The sequence below is a fragment of the Pantoea wallisii genome, from assembly GCF_002095485.1.
Classification (GTDB): Bacteria; Pseudomonadota; Gammaproteobacteria; order Enterobacterales; family Enterobacteriaceae; genus Pantoea; species Pantoea wallisii.
In genome coordinates this window covers 60,623-84,818 of the sequence record NZ_MLFS01000008.1, presented here as the reverse complement: position 1 = coordinate 84,818, position 24,196 = coordinate 60,623, and the positions used below count along the sequence as shown (strand labels likewise).

The 24,196-nt window shown below is 57.7% G+C and carries 19 protein-coding genes and 3 pseudogenes; 9 read left to right on the top strand and 13 right to left on the bottom strand.

Annotated elements, in window-relative coordinates; translation table 11 throughout:
* Positions 1 to 109: 109 nt before the first annotated feature.
* Together HA48_RS04855 and narQ are read right to left on the bottom strand one after the other, a co-directional pair.
* Positions 110 to 742: a response regulator gene (locus HA48_RS04855; protein WP_128600024.1), complete on the bottom strand. Its 633-nt coding sequence runs from the start codon at positions 740 to 742 to the stop codon at positions 110 to 112.
* A gap of 39 nt (positions 743 to 781) precedes the next feature.
* On the bottom strand, positions 782 to 2,470 hold the full coding sequence (gene narQ / locus HA48_RS04850; protein WP_128600023.1) for a nitrate/nitrite two-component system sensor histidine kinase NarQ: 1,689 nt from the start codon (positions 2,468 to 2,470) through the stop codon (positions 782 to 784).
* Between the two features lie 241 nt (positions 2,471 to 2,711).
* Here narQ and HA48_RS04845 point away from each other — a divergent pair, with 241 nt between their 5' ends.
* The 8 genes and pseudogenes from HA48_RS04845 to nudK all read left to right on the top strand — a co-directional run bounded on the left by HA48_RS04845 (position 2,712) and on the right by nudK (position 9,902).
* Complete coding sequence (locus HA48_RS04845) at positions 2,712 to 2,984, top strand: YdgH/BhsA/McbA-like domain containing protein (protein WP_128600022.1); 273 nt, start codon at positions 2,712 to 2,714, stop codon at positions 2,982 to 2,984.
* A 290-nt stretch (positions 2,985 to 3,274) separates the two neighbouring features.
* Positions 3,275 to 4,777: an L-asparagine permease gene (ansP, locus tag HA48_RS04840; RefSeq protein WP_128600021.1), complete on the top strand. Its 1,503-nt coding sequence runs from the start codon at positions 3,275 to 3,277 to the stop codon at positions 4,775 to 4,777.
* A 164-nt stretch (positions 4,778 to 4,941) separates the two neighbouring features.
* Positions 4,942 to 5,412 (top strand): ferredoxin-type protein NapF, encoded by a 471-nt coding sequence (napF, locus tag HA48_RS04835; RefSeq protein ID WP_128600020.1) that lies wholly within the window; start codon positions 4,942 to 4,944, stop codon positions 5,410 to 5,412.
* Positions 5,402 to 5,680: a chaperone NapD gene (locus tag HA48_RS04830; RefSeq protein WP_128600019.1), complete on the top strand. Its 279-nt coding sequence runs from the start codon at positions 5,402 to 5,404 to the stop codon at positions 5,678 to 5,680. Before napF ends, HA48_RS04830 begins: the two co-directional genes overlap by 11 nt.
* Positions 5,677 to 8,162, top strand: a pseudogene (napA, locus tag HA48_RS04825) (nitrate reductase catalytic subunit NapA). Before HA48_RS04830 ends, napA begins: the two are co-directional and overlap by 4 nt.
* An 11-nt stretch (positions 8,163 to 8,173) precedes the next feature.
* Positions 8,174 to 8,605 carry a nitrate reductase cytochrome c-type subunit gene (gene napB, locus HA48_RS04820; RefSeq protein ID WP_128600018.1) on the top strand — a complete coding sequence of 144 codons (432 nt, stop codon included), beginning with the start codon at positions 8,174 to 8,176 and terminating at the stop codon, positions 8,603 to 8,605.
* 8 nt (positions 8,606 to 8,613) lie between these two features.
* Entirely contained in the window at positions 8,614 to 9,198 is a 585-nt protein-coding gene (gene napC, locus HA48_RS04815) for a cytochrome c-type protein NapC (RefSeq protein WP_128600017.1), read from the top strand.
* A gap of 125 nt (positions 9,199 to 9,323) precedes the next feature.
* The gene (gene nudK, locus HA48_RS04810) at positions 9,324 to 9,902 is read left to right on the top strand and encodes a GDP-mannose pyrophosphatase NudK (RefSeq protein WP_128600016.1); all 579 of its coding nucleotides are present in this window, start codon (positions 9,324 to 9,326) and stop codon (positions 9,900 to 9,902) included.
* 122 nt (positions 9,903 to 10,024) lie between these two features.
* Here nudK and HA48_RS04805 read toward each other — a convergent pair whose 3' ends face one another.
* The 8 genes and pseudogenes from HA48_RS04805 to HA48_RS04770 form a co-directional block, all read right to left on the bottom strand.
* Positions 10,025 to 10,984, bottom strand: a complete 960-nt coding sequence (locus HA48_RS04805; protein WP_128600015.1) for a ribokinase — start codon at positions 10,982 to 10,984, stop codon at positions 10,025 to 10,027.
* Positions 10,984 to 11,876: pseudogene (alsK, locus tag HA48_RS04800) on the bottom strand (allose kinase). The gene HA48_RS04805 and the pseudogene alsK overlap by 1 nt, the downstream one beginning before the upstream one ends.
* Positions 11,873 to 12,565: a D-allulose 6-phosphate 3-epimerase gene (gene alsE, locus HA48_RS04795; RefSeq protein WP_128600014.1), complete on the bottom strand. Its 693-nt coding sequence runs from the start codon at positions 12,563 to 12,565 to the stop codon at positions 11,873 to 11,875. Before alsE ends, alsK begins: the two are co-directional and overlap by 4 nt.
* On the bottom strand, positions 12,565 to 13,614 hold the full coding sequence (locus tag HA48_RS04790; RefSeq protein ID WP_128600013.1) for an ABC transporter permease: 1,050 nt from the start codon (positions 13,612 to 13,614) through the stop codon (positions 12,565 to 12,567). Before HA48_RS04790 ends, alsE begins: the two co-directional genes overlap by 1 nt.
* 16 nt (positions 13,615 to 13,630) lie before the next feature.
* Positions 13,631 to 14,620, bottom strand: a complete 990-nt coding sequence (locus tag HA48_RS04785) for an ABC transporter permease (RefSeq protein ID WP_128600012.1) — start codon at positions 14,618 to 14,620, stop codon at positions 13,631 to 13,633.
* Positions 14,613 to 16,118 carry a sugar ABC transporter ATP-binding protein gene (locus HA48_RS04780; protein WP_128600011.1) on the bottom strand — a complete coding sequence of 502 codons (1,506 nt, stop codon included), beginning with the start codon at positions 16,116 to 16,118 and terminating at the stop codon, positions 14,613 to 14,615. The genes HA48_RS04785 and HA48_RS04780 overlap by 8 nt, the downstream gene beginning before the upstream one ends.
* A gap of 1 nt (position 16,119) precedes the next feature.
* Complete coding sequence (locus HA48_RS04775) at positions 16,120 to 17,103, bottom strand: substrate-binding domain-containing protein (protein ID WP_128600010.1); 984 nt, start codon at positions 17,101 to 17,103, stop codon at positions 16,120 to 16,122.
* A gap of 12 nt (positions 17,104 to 17,115) precedes the next feature.
* Positions 17,116 to 17,946: a DeoR/GlpR family DNA-binding transcription regulator gene (locus HA48_RS04770; protein ID WP_128600009.1), complete on the bottom strand. Its 831-nt coding sequence runs from the start codon at positions 17,944 to 17,946 to the stop codon at positions 17,116 to 17,118.
* 490 nt (positions 17,947 to 18,436) lie between these two features.
* Between HA48_RS04770 and HA48_RS04765 the strand changes: the two are divergent.
* Positions 18,437 to 19,485 (top strand): annotated as a pseudogene (locus HA48_RS04765) (DUF1176 domain-containing protein).
* A gap of 159 nt (positions 19,486 to 19,644) precedes the next feature.
* On the opposite strand, the gene ampH reads toward HA48_RS04765, so the two are convergent.
* From ampH to tal, 3 genes are all read right to left on the bottom strand, one after another.
* Positions 19,645 to 20,814: a D-alanyl-D-alanine-carboxypeptidase/endopeptidase AmpH gene (gene ampH / locus HA48_RS04760; RefSeq protein WP_128600008.1), complete on the bottom strand. Its 1,170-nt coding sequence runs from the start codon at positions 20,812 to 20,814 to the stop codon at positions 19,645 to 19,647.
* Between the two features lie 145 nt (positions 20,815 to 20,959).
* Positions 20,960 to 22,969, bottom strand: a complete 2,010-nt coding sequence (tkt, locus tag HA48_RS04755) for a transketolase (protein WP_128600007.1) — start codon at positions 22,967 to 22,969, stop codon at positions 20,960 to 20,962.
* Between the two features lie 69 nt (positions 22,970 to 23,038).
* Positions 23,039 to 23,989: a transaldolase gene (gene tal, locus HA48_RS04750; protein WP_128600006.1), complete on the bottom strand. Its 951-nt coding sequence runs from the start codon at positions 23,987 to 23,989 to the stop codon at positions 23,039 to 23,041.
* Positions 23,990 to 24,196 lie beyond the last annotated feature (207 nt).

Genomic DNA, 24,196 nt, shown 5'->3' with positions numbered 1-24,196 from the left:
GGGCGATCCTGAAAACTCCTGCTGCTGTCTACTCTACGCGGCGCAAATTAGAGAATCGTGGATAAATTATGGAGAAAGTGTAAATCTCACGGCAGTTTTATGTGCACTGCTACACATGGCGGCTCTCCAGCCATAGCACGGTAGCCGCCACGCGGGAGCGTACGTCGAGTTTACGCAACAGATTGCGGATATGCACTTTTACCGTCTCTTCAGAGATATGCAGCGTGGCGGCGATCTCTTTATTGGAGAGCCCGCGCGCCACCTCCTGCAGCACATCCAGCTCCCGTTCTGTCAGCTGTTTGAAGGGGTTGGCGCTGGGCTGGCGGATAGCCAGATACTCTGCCACCACGTCACTGAACACGCTCTCGCCCAGCGCGCCGCGCATCACCTGCGCCAGCAGACACTCCGGCTCGCTATCTTTAAGCAGATAGCCATCTGCACCGGCATCTACCATCGCGTAGATGTCACTGCGCGCGTCGGAGACGGTAAGCACCAGAATGCGTGCCGCAATGCCCTCATGGCGCAGCGCTTTCAGCGTATCGAGACCGGACATGCCTTTCATATTGAGATCAAGCAGAATGACATCGGGCGCCAGACGGCGGGCTTCGGCCAGCGCCTCGGTGCCGTTATTGGCCTCGGCGACCACTTCCAGCCGCGGCTCCAGCGCCAGCAGCTGGCGGATGCCACGGCGCATCAGCGGATGATCGTCAACGATCATGATTGTCAGGGAAGGGTGAGCCATAGATTCTCCAGTCATCGGTCCATGTAGTCGTGTAGTGCGTTAAGCCAGCCGGTGTGCGGGGCGGGCAGGAAAGCGCAGTGTGACGCGCGTACCCTGCGTCTGAGGCGTAATCATCAGCGTGCCGGACAGGCGCGCGGCGCGCTCGGCCATAATCGTCAGGCCGTAGTGGCCCGGCGGCTCTTCCACGCTGCGGATGCCACAGCCATCATCGTCAATAGTGAGCACGTGCTCCTCATCAGCGACACGTTGATAGCAAATCTGAATCTGCTGCGCCTGTGCATGACGAATCGCGTTGAGCAGCGCCTCGCGGGCAATTTGCAGCACATGTACCTGCTGCTGTGCATCCAGCGTTTGCAGGCCCGGCTGGTAGTCGAATGTAATGACCGCCTGCGACTGCTCCTGCAGGGGGGCGATCATCGCCTGCATCGCCTGCGCCAGATCGGCCTGTTCAATGGTCAGACGGAACGTAGTAAGCAGTTCGCGCAGCTGCTGATACGCCTCCGCCAGCGCCCGGTCAAAATCGGCGATGATCGCCTGAGCCTGTGGCTGGCTGTCATCGACGTTGCGGCGCAGCAGCGTTAGCTGAATGCGTAAGAATGATAGCGACTGCGCCAGCGAATCGTGCAGTTCGCGGGCGATGGTTGCGCGCTCTTCGATTAACATCATCTGCTGATACTGCTTCTGCGTTTGCCAGATCCATACGGCGCGTGCCAGCATATTCGCCAGGCTCTGCATCAGCTCGTCGGCTGGCGGCATGCGTCGCGTTTGCCAGCAGAGCTCGCCAAGGCGCTGATCTTCCTGCTGCAGCGGCAGACGCTGCCAGCTCAGCGTTTCTTCGGCCACGCCAGCCTGAAAGCTCATCTCGTCACTAACGATTTTTAGCACCACCAGCGCTTCACGCCGCTGTACCAGCCGCAGCAACCCCTGAAACAGTTCCGGATTGAGCGGGCTGCTGGTCAGCACCTGCGAACTCTCATAGAGCAGCGACAGCGTGCGGTTGGCCTGGGTTAAATCTTCTGTTTTATTGCGTACCGCCAGCTCCAGCAGGCGATAGTGCGAGTGCAGTCGCTCTGCCATGGTGGTAAAGGCCTGCGCCAGCACGCCGAGTTCAGTGGGCTGCGCAACCGGCAGAGCCGGAAAATTAAAATTGGCCTGCTCGATATACTGACTGGCTGTCACCAACGCATCCAGCGGGCGCACTACATTGCGGCGAATAAAGCGGATGGTCCACAGGGCCAGCGCGACAATCGCCAGCAGGCCAAACAGACTGCTGGCAGCCACCAGATGCATTTTCAGCTCAGCGTAGTGCTGCACCGCGAGCACAAAGCGGTCTATCTCGCTGACGTAGCTCGCTACCCGCTGCTGATAAACCTGCGCATGACCCGGCTGCAGAGTTTGCTGCAATCGCGGCCAGCTATCGCGCAGATAGCGATAGCGGCTGGTCACTTCCGCCGGTACCCAAAAATGTTCCAGATGCCGCAGCGCGGGCGATTCCAGCGTCTGCTGGTAGTCCTGCATGTGTTGCGCCAGCTGCTGCGGATCGCGCGTGCTGTCCCACGCCAGGCGATAGATTTGCATGCGCAGTGAACCGGCGACATTTACCGCTTCGGCGTCGCGCAGACTGCTTGAGAGCGTTAGCAGCGCCAGTCCGGTGGTCAGCAACGAAAGTAACACGACAACGCTGAGGGCCCGGGCCATGGTGCGGGTAACAGGACGTTTTACTATCACGGCAATAACCCTTAAAAGAGCGGGGGATTATAAGCCAGCCGCAGAGTTACGGCGAGCCTGAAATCGTCACATCAGGTTACTTTTCGCAGAGAAATCCATATCTCTTTACGGTTCCCTGGACTTTTTGCGCTTTACTGGCGATTTATTGAACGCCTTTACCGCAGGCGCAGCCTGGTTTGCACGCTTTCATGAATACTTTAAGGCGTAAACGGCTTTTATCCCGCAAGAACAGGAGCATCTGATGAAGACACGCTATGCCATTATGAGTGCTGCACTGCTTGCTACTGCAAGTTTTACCACGTTTGCCGCGTCACCGCTTAGTGAGCGCGAAGCGCAAAATCTGCAAAGCGCCGGTACCGTCACTATTAGCGGCGTACGCGGTTCGCTGGACGATGCCACCCGCCATCTGTCGCAAAAAGCGGAAGAGCAGGGCGCCAGCCACTATCGCGTGATTGGCGTACAGAATCCAGGCGATTCCAGCATGTGGAGCGGCAGCGCTGAGATTTACCGTTAAGCCCTGTATTACCCTCTGAGTAAAATTTTCCTGTAGCCCTCTCTTTTACCGGCCACCCTGTTGGCCGGTTTTTTTGTGCGTCGCGATGGATTATTACAAATCATCCCGTGCAGCCAGCCAGTATATTTTGCTTCGTTCATGCAGAACGGGTAGGATTCATCGCCGTAATTTCCCGGTTCGCCGCGCGACATCGTTCTGCCGCGTGGGCAGTGGGTTTTACCCCATTTCGCACCGTCGGGCGCAATCGATTGGTTACACGGTGATTGATGGTCAGGACAAACAGGAAAGCTATGAAATCTACTAAAAAAACTCCAGCCGAACAGCGTGCTGCGAGAAGGCGCTGGCTTAACTCTCACGACACCGGTTACCACAAAGCTATGGGTAACCGTCAGGTACAAATGATCGCTATCGGCGGTGCTATTGGTACAGGGCTATTTTTAGGCGCCGGCGCGCGTCTGCAAATGGCCGGTCCGGCACTGGCACTGGTTTATCTGGTATGCGGTATCTTCTCCTTCTTTATTCTCCGTGCGCTGGGTGAACTGGTGTTACACCGTCCCTCCAGCGGCAGCTTTGTCTCTTATGCGCGTGAATTCCTTGGGGAAAAAGCGTCATACGTGGCGGGCTGGATGTACTTCGTTAACTGGGCAATGACCGGGATCGTGGATATCACCGCGGTAGCGCTCTATATGCACTACTGGGGCGCGTTTGGCGATGTGCCGCAGTGGGTGTTTGCCCTCGGCGCGCTGGCGATTGTCGGCACCATGAACATGATCGGCGTGAAGTGGTTCGCCGAGATGGAGTTCTGGTTTGCGCTGGTTAAGGTACTGGCGATTGTCATCTTCCTCATCGTCGGCGTGGTGTTCCTCGGCAGCGGTAAGCCGCTGGATGGCAATACCACAGGCTTCCACCTGATCACCGACAACGGTGGCCTGTTCCCGCACGGTCTGCTGCCGGCGCTGGTACTGGTACAGGGGGTCGTCTTTGCGTTCGCCTCGATTGAGCTGGTGGGTACGGCGGCAGGCGAATGTAAAGACCCGAAAACCATGCTGCCTAAAGCCATCAACAGCGTGATCTGGCGTATCGGCCTGTTCTATGTTGGTTCAGTGGTGCTGCTGGTGCTGCTGCTGCCGTGGAACGCCTATCAGGCAGGACAGAGTCCGTTTGTGACCTTCTTCTCGAAGCTGGGCGTGCCGTATGTCGGCAGCATCATGAACATTGTGGTGCTGAGCGCCGCACTGTCGAGCCTCAACTCGGGCCTCTACTCAACCGGCCGTATTCTGCGCTCCATGTCGATGGGCGGCTCTGCACCCCAGTTCATGTCGAAGATGAGCAAACAGCAGGTGCCGTACGCCGGTATTCTGGTCACCATTGCCGTCTATGTGGTGGGCGTGGTGCTCAACTACTATGTGCCGTCGCAGGTATTTGAGATCGTGCTGAACGTGGCGTCGTTGGGCATCATCTCGTCATGGGGCTTTATCGTGGTGTGTCAGATGCGTCTGCGCAAAGCGATTAAAGAGGGCAAGGCGGAAGATGTCGGCTTTAAGCTGCCGTGGGCACCGTTTACCTCCTGGCTGACGCTGCTGTTCCTGGTCAGCGTGCTGGTGCTGATGGCGTTTGACTATCCGAACGGAACCTACACCATCGCCTCTATTCCGTTGATCGCCGTGCTGCTGGTGCTGGGCTGGTTTGGCGTGCGCAAGCGCGTGCAGGCCGAAGCGCTGAAAGAGCACGACCATCATCATGACGATCAGGATGATGCATCACGCAAACTGGCGGAAGATAGCTCGCGTTAATCGCAGCCATTCTCATCTGCGGGGGCCATTCGGCCCCCGTTTTTATTTCATTTACCTTTCCCTTGATCCGGCGTCGGCAATTACGCCTTTCGGGTGATATAGCCCTTAATAACGTCAGGTTATTTTACGCGCCATCGATCTATTCCCCGCATTGAGGTGAGCTGATGGCGCTGTCGCGACGTGAACTCTTTACCGGCCAGCGCGTTATGCCTGCCGGCGGCGTAGCTTTGCCCTGGTGGCGGGGGGATCGCGGCTGCGACGGCTGCGCGCGCTGCGTTGATGCCTGCGAAACCGGCATCATTACGCTGAGCGCAGGCGAACCACCGCAGCTCAATTTTTTGCAGGGCGAGTGCACGTTTTGTGCCGCCTGCGTCGGGGCCTGCCCCCAGCCGCTGTTCCACGCGCGTGAAAGCCAGCCATTTACGCAGCGCATCCGCATCGACAGCCGCTGCATCACCTTTGCCGGTGTGAGCTGTCGCAGCTGTCAGGAGAGCTGTGAACAGCAGGCCATCCGTTTCCATTTGATGCCAAACGGCATAGCACAGCCAGAAACCCTTCCGCAGCACTGCACCGGCTGCGGCGCCTGTATCGCGCCGTGCCCGGTCTCAGCCACAGGATTACATCATGAACCATAACGAAAGCTGGCACGTGTGTGGCCTGGTGATTCAGGCGCGTCCGGCGTCGATCCCGGCCGTAAAACAGGCGCTGCTGGCCTTTCCCGAGAGCGATATCGCCGCTGAAGACGCGGCACGCGGCACGCTGGCCGTGACGCTGGGCGCTGCTGACAGCGCTGCGCTGCTGAAAAATATTGAAGCCACCCGCAACATCCCGGATGTGCTGGCGGTATCGCTGGTTTATCACCAGCAGGATGAAATTGAAGAACCTTGTAAGGAAGCGTCATGAACTTAAGTCGTCGTGATTTTATGAAGGCCAATGCGGCGGCTGCTGCTGCAACGGCTGCCGGATTAACCATTCCTACCGTCACCCAAGCGGCCGGCTCACTGGCGGCACCGATTCGCTGGGAGAAAGCGCCGTGCCGCTTCTGCGGAACCGGCTGCGGCGTGCTCGTCGGTACCCAGGATGGGCGCGTAGTGGCCTCGCAGGGCGATCCGCAGGCCGAGGTGAACCGGGGCCTCAACTGTATCAAAGGCTATTTTCTGCCGAAGATCATGTACGGGAAAGATCGTCTGACGCAGCCGCTGTTGCGCATGACCAACGGTAAATTTGATAAGAACGGCGAGTTCACCCCGGTGAGCTGGGATCAGGCGTTCGATATCATGGAGGAGAAGTTCAAAGCCGCGCTGAAAGCCAACGGCCCGGATTCCGTCGGGATGTTCGGCTCCGGTCAGTGGACGGTATGGGAGGGCTATGCGGCCTCCAAGCTGATGAAAGCGGGCTTCCGCACTAACAATCTGGATCCAAATGCGCGTCACTGCATGGCATCGGCGGTAGTGGGTTTCATGCGTACTTTCGGCATGGATGAACCGATGGGCTGCTATGACGATATCGAGCAGGCCGATGCATTTGTGCTGTGGGGCTCCAACATGGCGGAGATGCACCCGATTCTCTGGTCACGCGTCACGGCACGTCGCCTGAGCAGCGACAACGTCAAAGTGGCGGTGCTCTCCACTTACCGCCACCGCAGTTTTGAGCTGGCGGACAATGGCATGGTGTTCACGCCGCAGAGCGATCTGGCGATCCTTAACTTCATCGCCAATTACATCATCCAGAACAACAAAGTTGATAAAACCTTCCTGCAAAATCACGTCACGCTGCACAAAGGCGTAACCGATATCGGCTACGGCCTGCGTCCGACCGATCCGCGCCAGGCGTCCGCGAAGAATCCGGACAGCGGCGAATCAACGCCGATCAGCTTTGATGAGTACGCGAAGTTTGTTGCGGAGTACACAGTTGAGAAAGCCAGCGCCATGAGCGGCGTTGAGCAGGATCAGCTGATCGCGCTGGCGGAGCTCTATGCCAATCCTGACATCAAGGTGGTCTCCTACTGGACCATGGGTTTCAATCAGCATACGCGCGGCGTGTGGGCCAATAACCTGTGCTACAACCTGCACCTGCTCACCGGCAAAATCTCCCGTCCGGGCACCGGGCCTTTCTCGCTGACCGGCCAGCCATCGGCCTGCGGTACGGCACGTGAAGTGGGCACTTTCTCTCACCGTTTGCCAGCCGACATGGTGGTGACCAACGATAAACACCGCGCCACCGCAGAGAAACTGTGGAAGCTGCCAGCGGGCACGGTACCGGCCAAAGTGGGCCTGCACGCCGTGGCGCAGGATCGGGCGCTGAAAGATGGCACGCTGAACGCCTACTGGGTGATGTGCAACAACAACATGCAGGCCGGCCCGAACCTGACGCAGGAGCGTATGCCAGGCTGGCGCGATGCGCGCAACTTTATCGTGGTATCCGATCCTTACCCCACCGTTAGCGCACTGTCGGCGGACCTGATTCTGCCAACCGCCATGTGGATTGAGAAAGAGGGCGCCTACGGCAACGCCGAGCGCCGTACACAGTTCTGGCATCAGCAGGTGAAAGCGCCGGGCGAGGCCAAATCTGACCTGTGGCAGTTGGTGACCTTCTCAAAACGCTTCCGCGTGGCCGATGTCTGGCCGCAGGCGCTGATTGCGCAGCATCCGGAGCTGAAAGAGAAAACCCTGTATGACGTGCTGTATGCCAATGGTCAGGTAAATCAGTTCCCGCTAAGCGAAGTGGCGGACGACCAGCTGAACGATGAAGCGCGTGAGTTTGGCTTCTACATCCAGAAAGGGCTGTTTGAAGAGTACGCCAGCTTTGGTCGCGGCCACGGTCACGATCTCGCGCCGTTCGACGCCTACCATCAGGCGCGCGGCCTGCGCTGGCCGGTGGTGGACGGCAAAGAGACGCGCTGGCGCTACCGCGAAGGCTACGACAGCTATGTGAAGGCGGGTGAGGGCGTGCGTTTTTACGGCAAAGCAGACGGCAAAGCGACTATCTTCGCGCTGCCATATGAGCCACCGGCAGAGGCGCCGGATGCAGAGTATGACCTGTGGTTCTGCACCGGTCGCGTGCTGGAGCACTGGCACACCGGCACCCTGACGCGGCGCGTACCGGAGCTGCATCGCGCTGTTCCGCAGGCACTGCTGTATATCCATCCGCTGGATGCCAAAGATCGTGGCTTCCGCCGTGGCGAGAAAGTGCGCGTGGTATCACGCCGCGGTGAAACCATCGCCACCATTGAGACGCGCGGTCGCAACCAGCCGCCGAAAGGCTGGTGTTTATGCCGTTCTTCGATGCGGGCGTGCTGGCGAACAATGTCACGCTGGACGCAACCGATCCGCTGTCGAAGCAGACCGATTACAAAAAATGCGCCGTTAAGCTGGTTAAAATTTAAGGCAGGATGCAATGAAACGCTTAATCACCCTTATAACCGTTGCCGCCCTGATGCTGGGCGGCGTGGTATACGCCGGTAACGGCGTCGATCTCAATCAGTCGCCGGAGGTGACCGCGACGCAGCAGGGCACCATCCATCAACCGAAAGAGCAGAGCCGTCAGCCGCTGAACTACGTGAACCAGCCGCCGGTGATTCCGCACAGCGTGGATGGCTATCAGGTGACGAAAAACATCAATCGCTGCCTGCAGTGTCACGGCACGCAGAGCTATCTCACTACCGGCGCACCGCGCGTCAGCCCCACGCACTTCACCGATCGTGACGGTCTGGTGAGCAGCACCGTTTCACCGCGTCGCTACTTCTGCCTGCAGTGTCACGTGGTGCAAACCGATGCCAAACCGGTGGTGGAAAACACCTTTAAACCGGCAAACGGCTTTGGTAAGTGAGGGGCGCGATGAAAGAGAAACTCTTACGTATCTGGCGCTGGTGGCGGCGTCCCAGCCGTCTGGCGCTGGGAACGCTGCTGATTCTGGGCTTTGCCGGCGGCATTATTTTCTGGGGTGGTTTTAACACCGCGATGGAGATGACCAACCGCGAGCAGTTCTGTATCGGCTGCCATGAGATGCGCAACAACGTCTATCAGGAGTACATGCAGACGGTGCACTACAACAACCGCAGCGGCGTGCGCGCCACCTGTCCGGATTGTCACGTGCCGCATGAGTGGGGCCCAAAGATGCTGCGTAAACTGCAGGCAAGCAAAGAGGTTTACGCCAAGATTTTTGGTCTGATTGATACGCCGAAGAAGTTTGAAGAGACGCGCATTGAACTGGCGCAGAATGAGTGGCGCAGGATGAAAAACAACAATTCGCAGGAGTGTCGTAACTGCCACAACTTCGATTATATGGATTTCACCGCGCAGAAAACCGTGGCCGGCAAGATGCATAAAAAGGCGGTCGATGAGGGTAAAACCTGTATCGATTGCCATAAAGGGATTGCGCACCATCTGCCGGATATGAAAGACCAGCCCAACGGTTTTTGATTGGCAGGCGAGCGATACCTGTACCAGGGTCGGCATAATTGCCGACCCGCTTCACAATTCAGATAGTTTTCCCCGCCGCTTCGGCCTATTATTCCTGGCTCCCTCATTTACGCAGTGGAGCGGTCATGTCGTTAAAGATCACTATCATCAAAGATAAGTTACTGTCGGATAATTACTTTACCCTGCGCAACTTCACCTACGAGCTAACCCGCAGCAATGGCGACATCGTGCGCCACAAACGCGAAGTCTACGATCGCGGCAACGGGGCCACCATCTTGCTCTACAACCGCGAAAAAAACAGCGTTGTGCTGATTCGCCAGTTCCGCATCGCCACCTATGTTAACGGCAACGCCAGCGGCGAGCTGATTGAGACCTGCGCCGGATTGCTCGACAACGACACGCCGGAAGATTGCATCCGTAAAGAAGCGGTTGAAGAGACCGGCTATCAGGTGGGAAAAGTTGAGAAGCTGTTTGAGGCCTATATGTCGCCCGGCGGCGTGACGGAGATTGTTCATTTCTTTGCGGCCGAGTATAGCGATGCTCAGCGTAAGAACGACGGTGGCGGCGTAGAAGATGAAGAGATCAGCGTGCTGGAGCTGCCGTTCCCGCAGGCGCTGGCGATGGTGAAAGATGGCCGCATCCGCGATGGCAAAGCCATTATGCTGCTGCAGTATGCGCAGCTGGCGGGTTGGTTAACAGCCTGATTAACCTGGTCGGCATGAATGCCGACCCTACGGATAGGGCGGGGCGTGCATAAATATTATTATTACGGGGCGCATGCATACCGCCATTCCGGACGTTGTAGGGCGCGCATTCATGCGCACCGTTACACGCAAACGGCTAAAGGCTCAGGCACGCACTCAGGATGCGCCTGCAGACGCGTCAGCGCTTCGGCGTACGACGGCATCGAATTCGCCGCACCCGAACGCTCAACGCACAGCGAAGCAAATGCTGAAGCGAACAGCGCGGCCTGCGGCAGATCATCGCCAGAGGCCAGCCGTGCTGCCAGCGCGCCGTTGAAGGCATCACCCGCGCCGGTGGTATCCAGCGGCTGGGCCGGAAACAGGGGGATACGCAACTGCTGCTGTTCCGTTGAGAGCAGCGCCCCCGCCATGCCCAATGTAATAATGACCTGACGTGCGCCTTTGCGGTGCAGTACCGCTGCCGCTTTTTGCGCGCTGGCAAAATCCGTCACGCTCACACCGGTAAGCTGCATCGCTTCCGTGCTGTTCGGCGTCAGTAAATCCACCTTTGCCAGCAGGGTATCGCTCACTCTCTGCCACGGCGCCGGATTCAGAATCACAAAGGTTCCGCCCGCCCGCGCGTTATCAATCATGCGCTGAATCGCGCTGAGGTTGTTCTCCAGCTGTACCAGCAAAATATCGGCCGCCGCGACGGTGGGCTGGCAGCGCGTCACTTCAGCGGCGGTCACCGTGGTGTTCGCCCCGGGATAAACCGAGATCATGTTCTCTGCATCATTCCCGGCGACGTAAATCAGGGCATTCCCGGTGGGCTTCTCTTTGCAGGTGAAGAGCGTAATCGCATCGAAACCGGTCTTCTCCAGATGTCGACGCGCAAAGGTACCGAAGTCATCATTGCCCACTTTACCAATGTAGTGCACGCGCGCGCCGGCACGCAGCGCGGCGGTGGCCTGATTGGCGCCTTTCCCGCCCGGACCCATCATGCTGTGCTGCGCGGTCAGCGATTCACCCGGCATCGGAAAACGGCTCATTACCGCCACGATATCGAGATTGAACGATCCAAACACACACACTTTTCCTTTCATCATGCGCTCCTGAACAGCCGTTCAGCGGCCAGGCAGGCACCGCGACAGCCGGTGTGATCGGTAGACTGGCTAAAGATAATCTTCAGACCGTCGCGGGTGGCGGGCGGCCGTAAGTGCTGCTGAATCTGGCTGCGCAGCTGCGCCAGCGGGAAATCCGCCATTGCCAGCACGCCGCCGCCAAGAATCAGGTACTCCGGGTCGAGAATATTCATCTCGGTCGCAATCAGCCGTGCCAGACGTTGTACAAACGCCTGCAGCTCGGGGTGCTCGCCGTGGCGGGTAAACAGCGCTGGCATCGCGGTTTCCGGCACGTGCGTCTGCGCCCAGCGGCTCAGCCAGTTGCCCGAGGTCATCGTCTCCGCGCAGCGTGATTGCCGCACGGGCAGGGCAGGTCGTTGCCGGCAATCGGTACATGGCCCAGTTCACCGGCGCCGCCGTGCTGGCCGTGGTAGAAGCGTCCGTTCAGCCATAAACTGTTGCCCATACCGGTACCGGGATAGAGGCCAACCGCATTATCCGGCAGCTGCTCCAGCTGGAGTAGATCCCACAGCATCAGATGGTTAACGTCTTTATCCATCGCGACCGGTACGCCAAGCCGCGCGCTGAGCAGGGTGGCAACCGGCTGGTGATCGAGCGCCTGAATAAACGGCAAAGAGATCACCTGCTGACGGTCGCGGCTCAGAATACCCGGCAGGCCGAGCATCACGCCGCTAACCGGCTGCTGCTCCAGCGTTTCGCTGATTAACTGCCCGAGCGCCGCCAGCGCATCAGGCTGTTGCGCCCAGCTGGCCGTCGGCACCTTGCGAAAACCGGACCAGATGCGGCCCTCCTCCATCAGCTGCAGACGGGTACCGGTGCCGCCAATGTCGATACCGAGCCAGCGTTTAGTCATGCGGACACCCGGGTTAATCCCTGCGCCTCATCAATGCTGTCGCGCATCATCTCCCACGCGGTCGCCAGGTCATCGTGAATATTGAACAGGCCGGAAGTGCCGACGATCAGCACTTCCGCCCCGGCGCCGACCAGCGTGTTGTAGGTGCGGGTGTTGCAGGATCCGTCAATCTCAATCAGGTATTTGTAGCCGTGCTGCTGCTTCAGCGCTTTCAGCTCCTTCACTTTTTCCACCATCTCCGGAATAAATGGCTGACCGGCGTAGCCCGGATCCACCGTCATCACGGTGATTTTATCCAGCTGGTGAATATAGTGATGAATGAAAGAGACCGGCGTGGCCGGATTGAGTACCACACCCACTTTTTTACCAAAGCTGCGAATCAGGTTAATCACGCGGAAGGCATCGCGGTTGATGGTCTCGGCGTGCGGGCAGATGTAGTCGGCCCCGGCTTTGGCGATCGTCTCTATGAAATCAGTGGGATGTTCCACCATCAAATGCACGTCGAGCGCCACTTTGGTGTGCGGGCGAATCTGCTCAATAAAAAACGGCGACAGCGTAATGTTCTTAACGTAATGACCGTCCATGATATCGATATGGAGGAAGTCGGCGCGGGAGTCCAGTACTTCCAGCTGGTGCTTAATCTCCATCAGATTCATACACATCAACGACGGGGAGACTTGAATACGCATCATACTTCCTTTTTTTCGGTCAGAGGTTTAAGCGCCGCCGCCAGCCTGCTGAGCTTTACGGCGCGGTGTTCGTTAAAACGGCTTTTAAATTGTTTGAAGGCCAGCACCACAATCAGCACCGCGCCCCACATCGCCAGGCTCACGTGCTGGCTGATGTTCATCAGGTTGAAACCGGTAGAGAGGATTTGCAGGGCGATCAGCGCCAGCACGACGCCGGTGACGCGGCCGAAACCGCCGTTCGGATCGGTCCCGCCGAGGATGATCGCCAGCACGGTCAGCAGCAGATATGCATCGCCGTAGCCCATGCGCGCCGAGTTGAAGCGCGCCATCATGATCAATCCGGCCAGTACGCACAGCAGGCTGGAGATGACATACACCAGAATCACCATGCGATGGGTGTTGATGCCGCTAAACCAGGTGGCGTTGATATTGCTGCCGCCCATATAAATGCACTTACCGGCGCGGGTTTTGCCGAGGAACAGCGCCAGCAGCGCAGCGGCAATCAGAAAGACCCATAGCGGCAGCGGCATACCCAGCAGCGTATCAGCACCCAGGGATTGCACGACGGTAGGCATGCCGCTCACGGCTGCACCTTTGGTCAGCCAGATGCCGATACCGTTCAGCGTCATCATGGTCGCCAGCGTCACCAGAATCGGGTGTGCACCAATGCGCGTTACCATTACGCCGGTAATTACGCCAATCAGCGCGGCGATCAGCATGGCGCCGATAATGGCGATGAACAGCCACAGCAGCTGCTGGCCGGTGCCGGCATCGGCGGGCAGGGCGTGCATCAGCGTCCAGGCGATAAACAGCGCCGTCAGGTTAGCGGTGGCGATGATCGCCAGATTCAGGCCGCCGCTGAGGATGGCGATAAACATGGCCAGCGTCAGCAACCCCAGCTCTGGCAGCTGAAATGCCATGCTCATAAAAGTGGAGTCAGTGAGAAAGCGCCCCGGCAGCATGACGGTGAAGGCTGCCAGCGCCAGCGCAATCAACAGCATCAGGCCGATATTGGTGCCGTCCGGGCGCAGAGCAGAGAGAGATTTCATATAAGTGCTCCTTGCGTCAGACGAAACTGACGTCAGTTTCTTTACGTTTTTTGTAATGGGTAACGGCAATCGCCACCATAATCGTGCCGCCCACCACAATGTTCATGAAGTAGTTGGAGACGCCGACCAGGTTGAGGCCGTTCTTGAGAATGGCAATCAGGAAGACGCCCATCAGCGTGCCGCTTACCGTACCTTTACCACCCATCAGGCTGGCGCCGCCCAGCACGGTAGCTGCCAGCACGTCCAGCTCGCCGCCGACCAGCGCATTCGGCACCACTTCACCCATGCGGTAGACCTGCACCAGACCGCCAATCGCCGCCATCGCGCCCAGCCAGCCGTAGGCAAATACGTGGATCAGGCCGACGCGAATACCGATACGCCGCGCCGATTCAGCATCCCCGCCCACCGCATAGAGCTGGCGGCCAAGGTTGGTTTTGTTCAGCAGCAGCGCGGTCAGTGCGGCAATCACCAGCATGATGACCAGCGGCAGACCCAGCTGGAAACTGTTGCCCTGCATATCAAACGGCAGCACGCTGCGCAGCGTGATCCACCACTCCGGCAGCGAGTAGAGGCTGCGTCCGCCGGTAACCCACATCAGCAGACCAAACAGCAGCGACTGCATGCTGATGGTGATGATGATCGACACCACGCGCAGCGAGGTGATCAGCAGGGCGTTGATCACGCCAAACAGCGTGCCGCAAACAATCGCCAGCAGAATGCTCAGCAGCGCGTTATCGAACTGGAACTGCACAAACAGCGAGGCGATCAGGTACTGCACCACCGACGCCACGGCGGCAAAGGAGATATCGATGCCGCCGGTCACCAGCACCACAAACAGGCCGAGGGCAAAAATACCGGTTACGGCGTAGCTCTCCGCCAGGTCCAGCAGGTTCTGTACTGTCAGGAACTGGTCGCTGGCGACAGAGAAGAACAGGATAAAAGCCAGCAGTACCCAGGCGAGCCAGCCCTGGCTGGAGTGCGGGCGTAAACGAGAAAAATCAGGCATTGATCACCTCTGCCAGCTGTTGCTGCTCAACGGTATCGGGTTGGTATTCGGCATGAACGGTGCCATCGCGGAAGTGCAGAATGCGGTCGCAGTTGTACCAGACCTCCGGCACCTCATCGGAGATGAGAATGATCGATAAGCCCTCCTTCGCCAGTTCATGGATCAGCTGATAGATGCTGGCTTTGGCGCCCACATCCACGCCCACCGTCGGCGAGTCGAGGATCAGAATACGCGGCTGGGTCAGCACCCATTTTGCCAGCACAATTTTTTGCTGGTTGCCGCCGGAGAGGGTAGAGATGGCCAGGTCAGGATCGGCCACACGCACGCCAAGTTGCTGAATCCAATGCAGAATCAGTTTGTTTTTGCGGTATTCATCAATGATATGGAAGCGGTTCTGCAGCTTATCGAGAATCGGCAGCACCATGTTGTCGGCCACCGACTGCTGCTGTACCAGGCCGAGCGTCAGGCGATCTTCGGAGACGTAGCCGATGCCCGCTTTGATGGCATCCTCGTGGCCACGAAACCGCACCGGCTTGCTATCAAGCCAGATTTTGCCGCTGTCGGGTTTGGTCATGCCAAACAGCGACAGCGCCAGTTCGGTGCGGCCGGAGCCGAGCAGGCCGCACAGGCCGAGCACTTCCCCTTCGTACAGCGTAAAGTTGACGTCGTGATACTGCCCGGCGCGGCTGAGACTCTCCACTTCAAGCAGCGTGCGCGCCGTGTTGCGGGTCGGGGTTTTTAGCTGGTAGTCGAGTTTCAGGCCGGTCATCAGCTCGGTGAGGTGGTGCGGCGTCATCTCGCGGGCGGCCCAGCAGCCCATTTTGCGCCCGTCGCGGATAACGGTTACCCGATCAGAGATCTCCAGCACCTCATCCAGACGGTGGCTGACAAACACCACACAGATGTTCTTGTCCTTCAGGTAGCGCACGGTGCGCAGCAGCTGGTTCACTTCGGTGCGCGTGAGTGAGGCGGTGGGCTCATCCATGATTACCAGGCGCGCATCGGCTACCAGCGCCCGGCAAATCGCGACCTGCTGGCGCTGCGCAATCGATAGCGCCGCGACCTTCTCATCCAGATCGAGGTCAAACTTCAGCTCATCAATGATACCGCGCGCGGTGTCGCGCAGCGTCGCTTTGCGGTGCCAGCCGAGCAGGCCCTTGAGGTTATGCTCAAAGGCGATGTTTTCGGCCACGCTCAGATTGGGAAACAGTGACAGATCCTGGTAAATCACCTGAATGCCGAAGTCACGCGCCTGGCGGGTGGTCAGACGCGGAAAGGCCGCGCCATCGCCAAGAGTAATGCGGCTGCCGCTGTCCGGGGCGTGCACCCCGGAGATGACTTTGATTAAGGTGCTCTTGCCACAGCCGTTAGTGCCAGCCAGACAGTGCACTTCGCCAGCCAGCAAGGTCAGCGAGATATCACTCAGTGCGCGGTTGCCACCAAATGTTTTCGACAGATTGTCGAGCGCAATTAGCGTCTGTGGAATCACCTCTTTCATATTACAGCCCCATTTTCACCAGTTTTGGCAGGTTCTCTTTGTCGAGACTCTCGGTGTTGTTGCCGAGGATGGTGTGCGTCGCCTCATCCACTTTCACCTTGCCGAGCCCGTCGATGGTCATGCCATCGGTGATAGGCTCTTTTTTCTGCATCATGTCGGCGATACGCACGAACACTTCGCCGGCAGTTTGCGGATTCCAGATGTAGCCGCCCTTAATCGCGCCGCGCTGCACCAGCGATGCACCTTGCCCCGGGCTAAATGCGCCAATCACGCACACCTGGTTAATCTTGTTGCGGTTCAGCACCGCACGGCCGGCGCCGATCGGGCCCTGTGAACCAAACGCCATGATCCCTTTCAGATCCGGGTATTTAGACATCAGCTCATTGGTGGTGCGGATGGAGTCATCCAGCGATTCGCCGACGCCAAACTTGTCGGTCACCAGCTGCATTTTCGGGTAGTGCTGTTTCTGATAGTTGAGCGCTGCGTCCGTCCACTCCTGATGCAGTGGGACCGTCAGGCTACCGACGTACATGGCGTACTTGCCCTCTTCGTGCATGCATTTCGCCAGCGCTTTCATATGATTAATACCGTGGGTTGGCGCATCAACCAGCTCGAAGTCCCAGTTGGCATCTTTCTGGCCGGGAGACTCATGGGTGATCACCTGAATACCGGCTTCGCGTGCGCGTTTCAGTACCGGCTCCAGCACTTTCGGGTCATTGGGCACCACGCCGATGATGTCCACCTTCTGCGCAATCAGATCTTCAATCGCGCGCACCTGCAGCGCCGGATCTGCGGCCGTCGGCCCCACCATCCACGCATCGATACCGCGTTTTGCTGCTTCACTTTTAATCCCTGCTTCCATGGCGTTGAACCACGGAATACCGCCAATTTTCACCACGATGCCCATGCGTAGTTTGTCAGCAGCCTGCGCGCCCGTGGCGGCAAACAGGGCAAGCAGAGAACAGGCGATAAGATGTTTTTTCATAAAGACTCCGGATTAATTTTTTATTAGCTGCATTGAATTGTTGCGCTGGGAACAGTCAATAATATTGACGCCGTTCCAGGCCAACTCCTGTTCCAGCTCTTTGTCTTTTAATTGGTCAGTGATGAGAAAGTCCACATCGCGGTAGTGACAAATACGCGCGAATGAGGGCCGCAGGAATTTACTGCCGTCCAGCAGAAGATGTTTTCTTTCTGCTGCTAACAGCATTTGCTGTTTTAAATGTGCGTTGTTTTCATTACCTTCACGTAAATAACCGTCATTGCCTAAACTGCTACAGGAAAAAAAGATCTTATTAATCTGAAATTCCCGCAGAGGCTGCTCAGCGACTACGCCGTGGAAATCTTCATAACGGTCTGAATACTCGCCGCCCAGGCAGATGGTGCGAATACTGCCGCGCGCGGCAAGGGTTTGCACAATCCTGATGGAATTGGTTAATACCGTTAATTCAATGTCCGGCAGCTGTCGCGCCAGATACCAGCAGGTGGTGCTACTGTCGAGTAATATACAGTCGCCCGGGCTGATGAAATCGAGTGCACGTTTGGCGATTGCCATTTTTGCCTCGACATGTTCATTCATGCGCTGACGGAAAGATAATTCATACTCGTTAATGCCACGTGTATTTCCCTGAATGTTAGCGGCCTGTCGTTTTGCTGGTACTGCGCCACCGTGACTGCGCTGTAATAAGCCACGTTTCTCCAGCTGAGTTAAATCACGGCGAATGGTCTCCTGAGAAACCTGACACAGCGTGACTAATTCAGCGACAATAACCCGACCATTTAAATTAAGTTCGTCAATAATTCGCTGCTGTCTTTCAATCGGCAACATAACTGCCCTCCGATGGGAATAAAGTACTGGATGGCGCAGCGGGAAAATGTGGACTGCGCACGAGTCCGCAGCCGTAAAAATGCCTGGCTGCGTTAAAGTGATTAAAGTCGAATTTTTTATGTAAATGCGATCTCACTTAAACAATTAATGGTGATCGCATTCACATAAATTCGCAGCTATATGCGAAAGCGTAAGAAGTGCGACAAAAAATAGCGGTCACGATTTTACACCCTGGCTTGACCGTATGTGACCGTTTATGTGTATTTGACCGTTTCTGTGCAGGGATACATTGTCCGACGAATCCGATTGAGCACAATTCAGGCGAAACGGAAGATGAGAGAGCGATGTCGTCCCGGTTACGCGTGCGCAGGGCGGCGGCTTTTTCAGCAGTTAACTTCGCTTTTCAGGCCACTTCACAGATTCGGCCTGCTGACCGTGCCGTTGATGCGCTATTATTTTCTTTCCAGGAATTTAGGGATCGGTCTGTTTAATGTCGTATTGGATGAAGTCGCTGCTAGTGTTGCCCTCTCTGCTGATTGCCAGCGTTCAGGGTGAACCGCTGCAAAAGTCGTTTTCCGACTGGCAGATCACCTGTAACAATGCGGCTTTCTGCGTGGCACGCAGTTTTCCTGGTGATAATGGCCTGGTCATGACCATCGCGCGCCATGCCGGGGTGAACGATCGCCCGCTGCTGCGGATTGATTACGGCAGCGCCTATAGCGGTGAGCTGCCCGGCGGACCGTTAAAAGACAATCTACTGCTGGATCAGCGCCGTCTGAATCCGGACCTCAAACACTGGACGGTGGAGCCGCACCATCTCGCCACCAGCAATGCTATCGCCATTGATGAATTCCTTGCGCAGACGCTGGATGCCAGCACTTTACAGCTCACCTATCAGGCCAAAGCCACGATTCCACTGCGCGGCATGAAAGCCGCGCTGCTGCTGATGGACGATGTACAGGGCAGGGTGAATGGCGCCAGTGCCTGGGTAAAACGTGGCGATCGCATACAGTGGGATGTGCCGCCGCCGCCGGCGCTTCCGCAGCTGCCGGCACCGCTGCCCGCACCCGCGCCGCTGACGCAGGAGGAGACCACCGGGCTGATAGATTACGGCACGTGGCGGGTCAATATCGATAACTGTTCGCTTGATCCGCTGCGGCGTGAAGTGAGCGTGGCCCCGCTGACCGGCAGCAAAGCGCTGCTGCTGATCAGCTGTGAAACCGGCGCTATAACGTCATTGATCTGGCTTTTGAGGTGACGCGCAGCCAACCCTATGTCTCACGCGGGCTAACGCTGACGCTGCCTTTCACGCCGCCTGCGCGCAGCGATAATCAGCTGGAGCTGATGAATGCGGAGTTCGATGCCAGTAACGGTTTGCTCTACACCTTCAGCAAAGGACGCGGCCTGGGCGACTGCGGTATCGCCACGCGCTGGCAGTTCGATGGCAGTGAGTTTGTACTGGCTGAGTATGCGGAGGAGAAAACATGCGATGCGTGGCATAGCAGCGATGACTGGCCCACCCTCTGGGTTACCCAATAATCCCCGTCATCCTTCGCGTTGCAGGTGCGTTGTCTGCGGCTGCTCACCCCGGTCACTTACTGATGTAAGCTCCCGGGGATTCAATCACTTACCGCCTTCCTGCAACGGGAATGATTTAGGGGATTATTTATTCTCGTTGGCTTTAGAACTGCAAACCGTTTAGCGGATGGCTTTGATCATCATCGGCGATCCGGTTTTATTTCCTACCAGTTCGGTGAGTAAATCGTTTACGCCATCGCTCATGGGCGTGAAGCGGGTCAGCGGCGAGCGCGTCACCACCACGAAAACCCCTACATTCTGCTGAGGCACCATCGCCATATAGGTGATGAAGCCGCCGCCGCCGCCGGTTTTCTGAATAATGCCCGGCCGGCCCGCTTTTGGCCCCATGTAGACCCAGCCCATGCCGAGCGCATCGGCACGGCCGGGTACGTCCATGCCTTCCACTTTCGTCAGCTGGTCACGGCGATAGATCAGCGTTTGCAGGCGGTCAATCTGCGGCGTGCGATGGTTCACCGCCGAGTCCAGGAACTGCTGCATCCAGCGGCCCATATCATCCGGCGTCGAGTAGACGCCACCGCTGCCGATGGCCGCCAGAGTGTTGTTGCACGGGCTGGCGCCCTTTTCCGCAATCATCAGGCGCTGGCACTGATCCGGTGAAGGCGTGAACGTCGTATCTTTCATGCCGAGCGGGCGCGTCACCAGCTGCTGCAGCAACGCCGGATAGGGCATGCCCGCCGCTTTAGAGAGCGCATCACCCAGCAGATCGAACCCGAGGTTAGAGTAAGCCGCCTGGGTTCCCGGCGTGGCTTTCAGGGTGGCGCCGCGCAGCCACTGCCAGCGGTCGGCTTTGGTTGGCCAGACAAACACCGGGCGGTGCGGTTTACCGCCCGGCTGCTCACGCGGCAGGCTGGCAGTGTGAGTGGCAAGGTTGACCAGGCGGATCGGCTGACCATTGTAGTTCGGCACGCGAGCGCCCGGCGGCGCATATTTGCTTAGCGGATCGTCCAGCCGGATCTGTCCGCGCTCGGCCATTTTCACCATCACTTCGCTGGTCATCAGCTTGCTCAGCGAAGCGATGCGAATCACCGAGTCCTGCTGTGGACGAACGTTGTTACCGGGGCGGGTTTCGCCAAAGCTGGCAAATACGCGCTGGTTGCCATCAATCGCCACCAGCGCCATGCCGGTCGCGCCGCTGCCGTAGAAGATGTGCTCGGCATAGCGATCAACCACCTGGGATGCCAGCAGAGGATTTGGCGAGACCTGCGCCATAGCGCTAAGCGGCAGTACAGAAACCAGTAAAGCCAAAAGTAAAGGAGTACGTTTTTTCAACAGGAAGACGTCCGCTATAAGAATCGGAGGAAACCTTATAGTAATCAGTTTGCGCGAAGCGGGAAGGGGGCGGTGCGGGTTTTTTTCTGTATCAGGCTGTGAAGAGAAGACGGCCCTTTCCCGTTAGCGGAAAAGGGCCGGATGATTATGCCGGTTTAAGTAACGATTCTGCCTGGCTCACCACGTTTTCAACGGTGAAACCAAAGGCCGGGAACAGCTTACCGGCCGGCGCTGATTCGCCAAACGTGGTCATGCCGACAATTTTGCCGTCGATGCCCACATACTTGTACCAGTAATCGGCGATGCCGGCTTCGACCGCCACGCGCGCACGCACAGTAGACGGCAGCACCGATTCACGGTAGCCGATATCCTGCTTATCAAACACATCGGTGCTTGGCAGCGAGACCACGCGGACTTTATGGCCGTCAGCGCTCAGTTTCGCTTCTGCACCCAGCGTAATCTCCACTTCTGAACCGGTGGCGATCAGGATGACATCCGGCGTGCCGTCGCAATCCTTAAGGATATAACCGCCGCGCGCAATATTCTCTACCTGCTGCGGCGTACGCTCCGGCTGCAACAGATTCTGACGGGACAGAATCAGCGCGGTCGGGCCGTGATGGCGCTCAACTGCCGCTTTCCACGCTACGGCCGTCTCCACCTGATCGCACGGGCGCCAGGTACTGAAGTTTGGCGTCACGCGCAGGCTGGCGAGCTGTTCCACCGGCTGGTGTGTAGGCCCATCCTCGCCCAGACCGATGGAGTCATGGGTATACACCATGATCTGACGCGCCTTCATCAGGGCAGCCATACGCGCTGCGTTACGCGCGTACTCCACAAACATCAGGAAGGTCGCGGTGTAGGGTACAAAGCCACCGTGATGGGCGATACCGTTGGCGATAGCGGTCATACCGAATTCACGTACGCCGTAGTGAATATAGTTACCGGCAAGATCCTCTTTGATCGATTTTGAACCGGACCAGATTGTGAGGTTGCTGGGCGCCAGGTCCGCCGAGCCGCCGAGGAACTCAGGCAGCAGCTTGCCAAAAGCTTCCAGCGTGTTCTGCGACGCTTTACGGCTGGCAATTTTCTGCGGATTGGCCTGCAGATTACGGATGAATTCTGCCGTGGTGCTCTCCCACTGCGCTGGCATTTCACCGTTCAGACGACGGCTGAACTCTTTAGCCAGTTCCGGGTGCGCCTGCTGATAGGCGGCAAATTTCTCATCCCAGGATTTCTCATGCTGCGCACCGGCTTCTTTGGCATCCCACTGCTGATAAATCTCCTGCGGGATCTCAAACGGACCGTAGTTCCAGCCCAGCTGCTTGCGCGTCAGCGCAATCTCTTCGTCACCCAGCGCCGCGCCGTGCGACTCCTCTTTACCCGCTTTGTTCGGTGAACCGAAACCGATCACCGTACGGCAGATAATCAGTGAAGGCTTATCGGTGACGCTCTGCGCTTCTTTGATCGCTGCAGCAATGGCGTCCGCGTCATGTCCGTCGATGCCCTCTTTGCTGCCGACAACGTGCCAGTTATAGGCTTCAAAGCGCTTATGGGTATCGTCGCTAAACCAGCCTTCGGTCTCGCCATCAATCGAGATGCCGTTGTGATCGTAGAAGCCGATCAGTTTGCCGAGGCCCAGCGTACCGGCCAGCGAGCAGACCTCATGCGAAATCCCCTCCATCAGACAGCCATCACCCATGAACACATAGGTGTGGTGATCGACGATGTCGTGGCCCGGCTGGTTAAACTGCGCGGCCAGCGTGCGCTCAGCGATGGCTAGGCCAACGGCGTTTGCCAGCCCCTGACCGAGCGGCCCGGTGGTGGTCTCAACGCCCGGCGTGTAGCCGATCTCCGGATGACCAGGGGTTTTTGAGTGCAGCTGGCGGAAGTTTTTCAGCTCTTCCATCGGCAGATCATAACCGGTGAGGTGCAGCAGGCTATACAGCAGCATCGAACCGTGGCCGTTAGAGAGGATAAAGCGGTCACGATCCGCCCATGCCGGATTGGTCGGGTTGTGCTTCAGAAAGTCGCGCCACAGCACTTCGGCGATATCGGCCATGCCCATCGGCATACCTGGGTGTCCGGAATTTGCTTTCTGTACCGCATCCATGCTCAGGGCACGAATCGCGTTAGCCAGCTCTCTGCGTGATGACATAAAGGTCTCCCTTGTGATTGGGCAACAGCGGACGGGCAAACGCCCGTCCGGCTTAAGCGGGTTGAGGCATTACAGGCGGGCAGCCAGCACGTCTTCCAGTTTCTGCTGGTCAACGGCGAACTGACGGATACCGTCCGACAGTTTTTCCACCGCCATCGGATCCTGATTGTGCTCCCAGCGGAACTCGGCTTCAGAGAGCGAGGCTGGCTGATGGAAGCCCTCGGTGGATGGCTCCAGTTTGCGCTCCAGCGGCGCGTCGCTGTTCGCCAGCTCCTCCAGCAGATTCGGTGAAATGGTCAGGCGATCGCAGCCGGCCAGCGCCAGAATCTGCTCCACTTTACGGAAGCTGGCACCCATGATCACCGTGTTATAACGGTGCTTTTTGTAGTAGTCATAGATACGACGGACCGATTTCACGCCCGGATCCTCATCAACCACATACGGGTCCATAGGCTTGCGCGAGTTGTAGTAGTCGAAGATACGTCCCACGAATGGCGAGATCAGGTAAACCCCGGCTTCGGCACAGGCGCGCGCCTGGGCGAAGGAGAACAGCAGCGTCAGGTTACACTGGATACCGTTCTTCTCCAGCTCCTCGGCTGCCTTAATGCCTTCCCAGGTCGAGGCCAGCTTGATCAGAATGCGCGAGCGATCGATGCCGTGCTCTTCATACAGACGTACCAGCTTTTCAGCTTTGGTTACGCACATGCCACGATCGAAAGAGAGGCGCGCATCTACTTCGGTCGAAACACGCCCCGGTACGCTTTTCAGAATCTCCATGCCGAGATTGATCGCCACTTTATCGCTGGCGTTGATAATTTGCGTCTCTTTGCTGCCGCCCTGTTTTTTCGCATAGTCGATGGCGTCATCAATCAGGTGTTTATAAGCGTCAAGACCGGAAGCTTTCAGGATCAGAGAGGGGTTGGTGGTAGCATCCTGCGGATGGTAGTTGCGAATAGATTCGATATCGCCGCTGTCCGCCACCACGGTGGTGAACTGTTTTAATGCATCTAGCTGGTTCATCGCTTAACTCCTTGATTAGCAATAATGTGGGCAAAAGGGAACCGGGGCGTCACTGCCTTATGTGCACCGTTTGCCGGGAATGCAGGTTCCACACAGTGCAACAGACGTCAGGGGAAGAAAATGCGTTTTCTCTGATTGTGGTGTCCGGATGCGTTTGTGCGGGTTGGACTGCCTGATCGGTTCAGCTCTGCGTTTTGCCATCCTAAA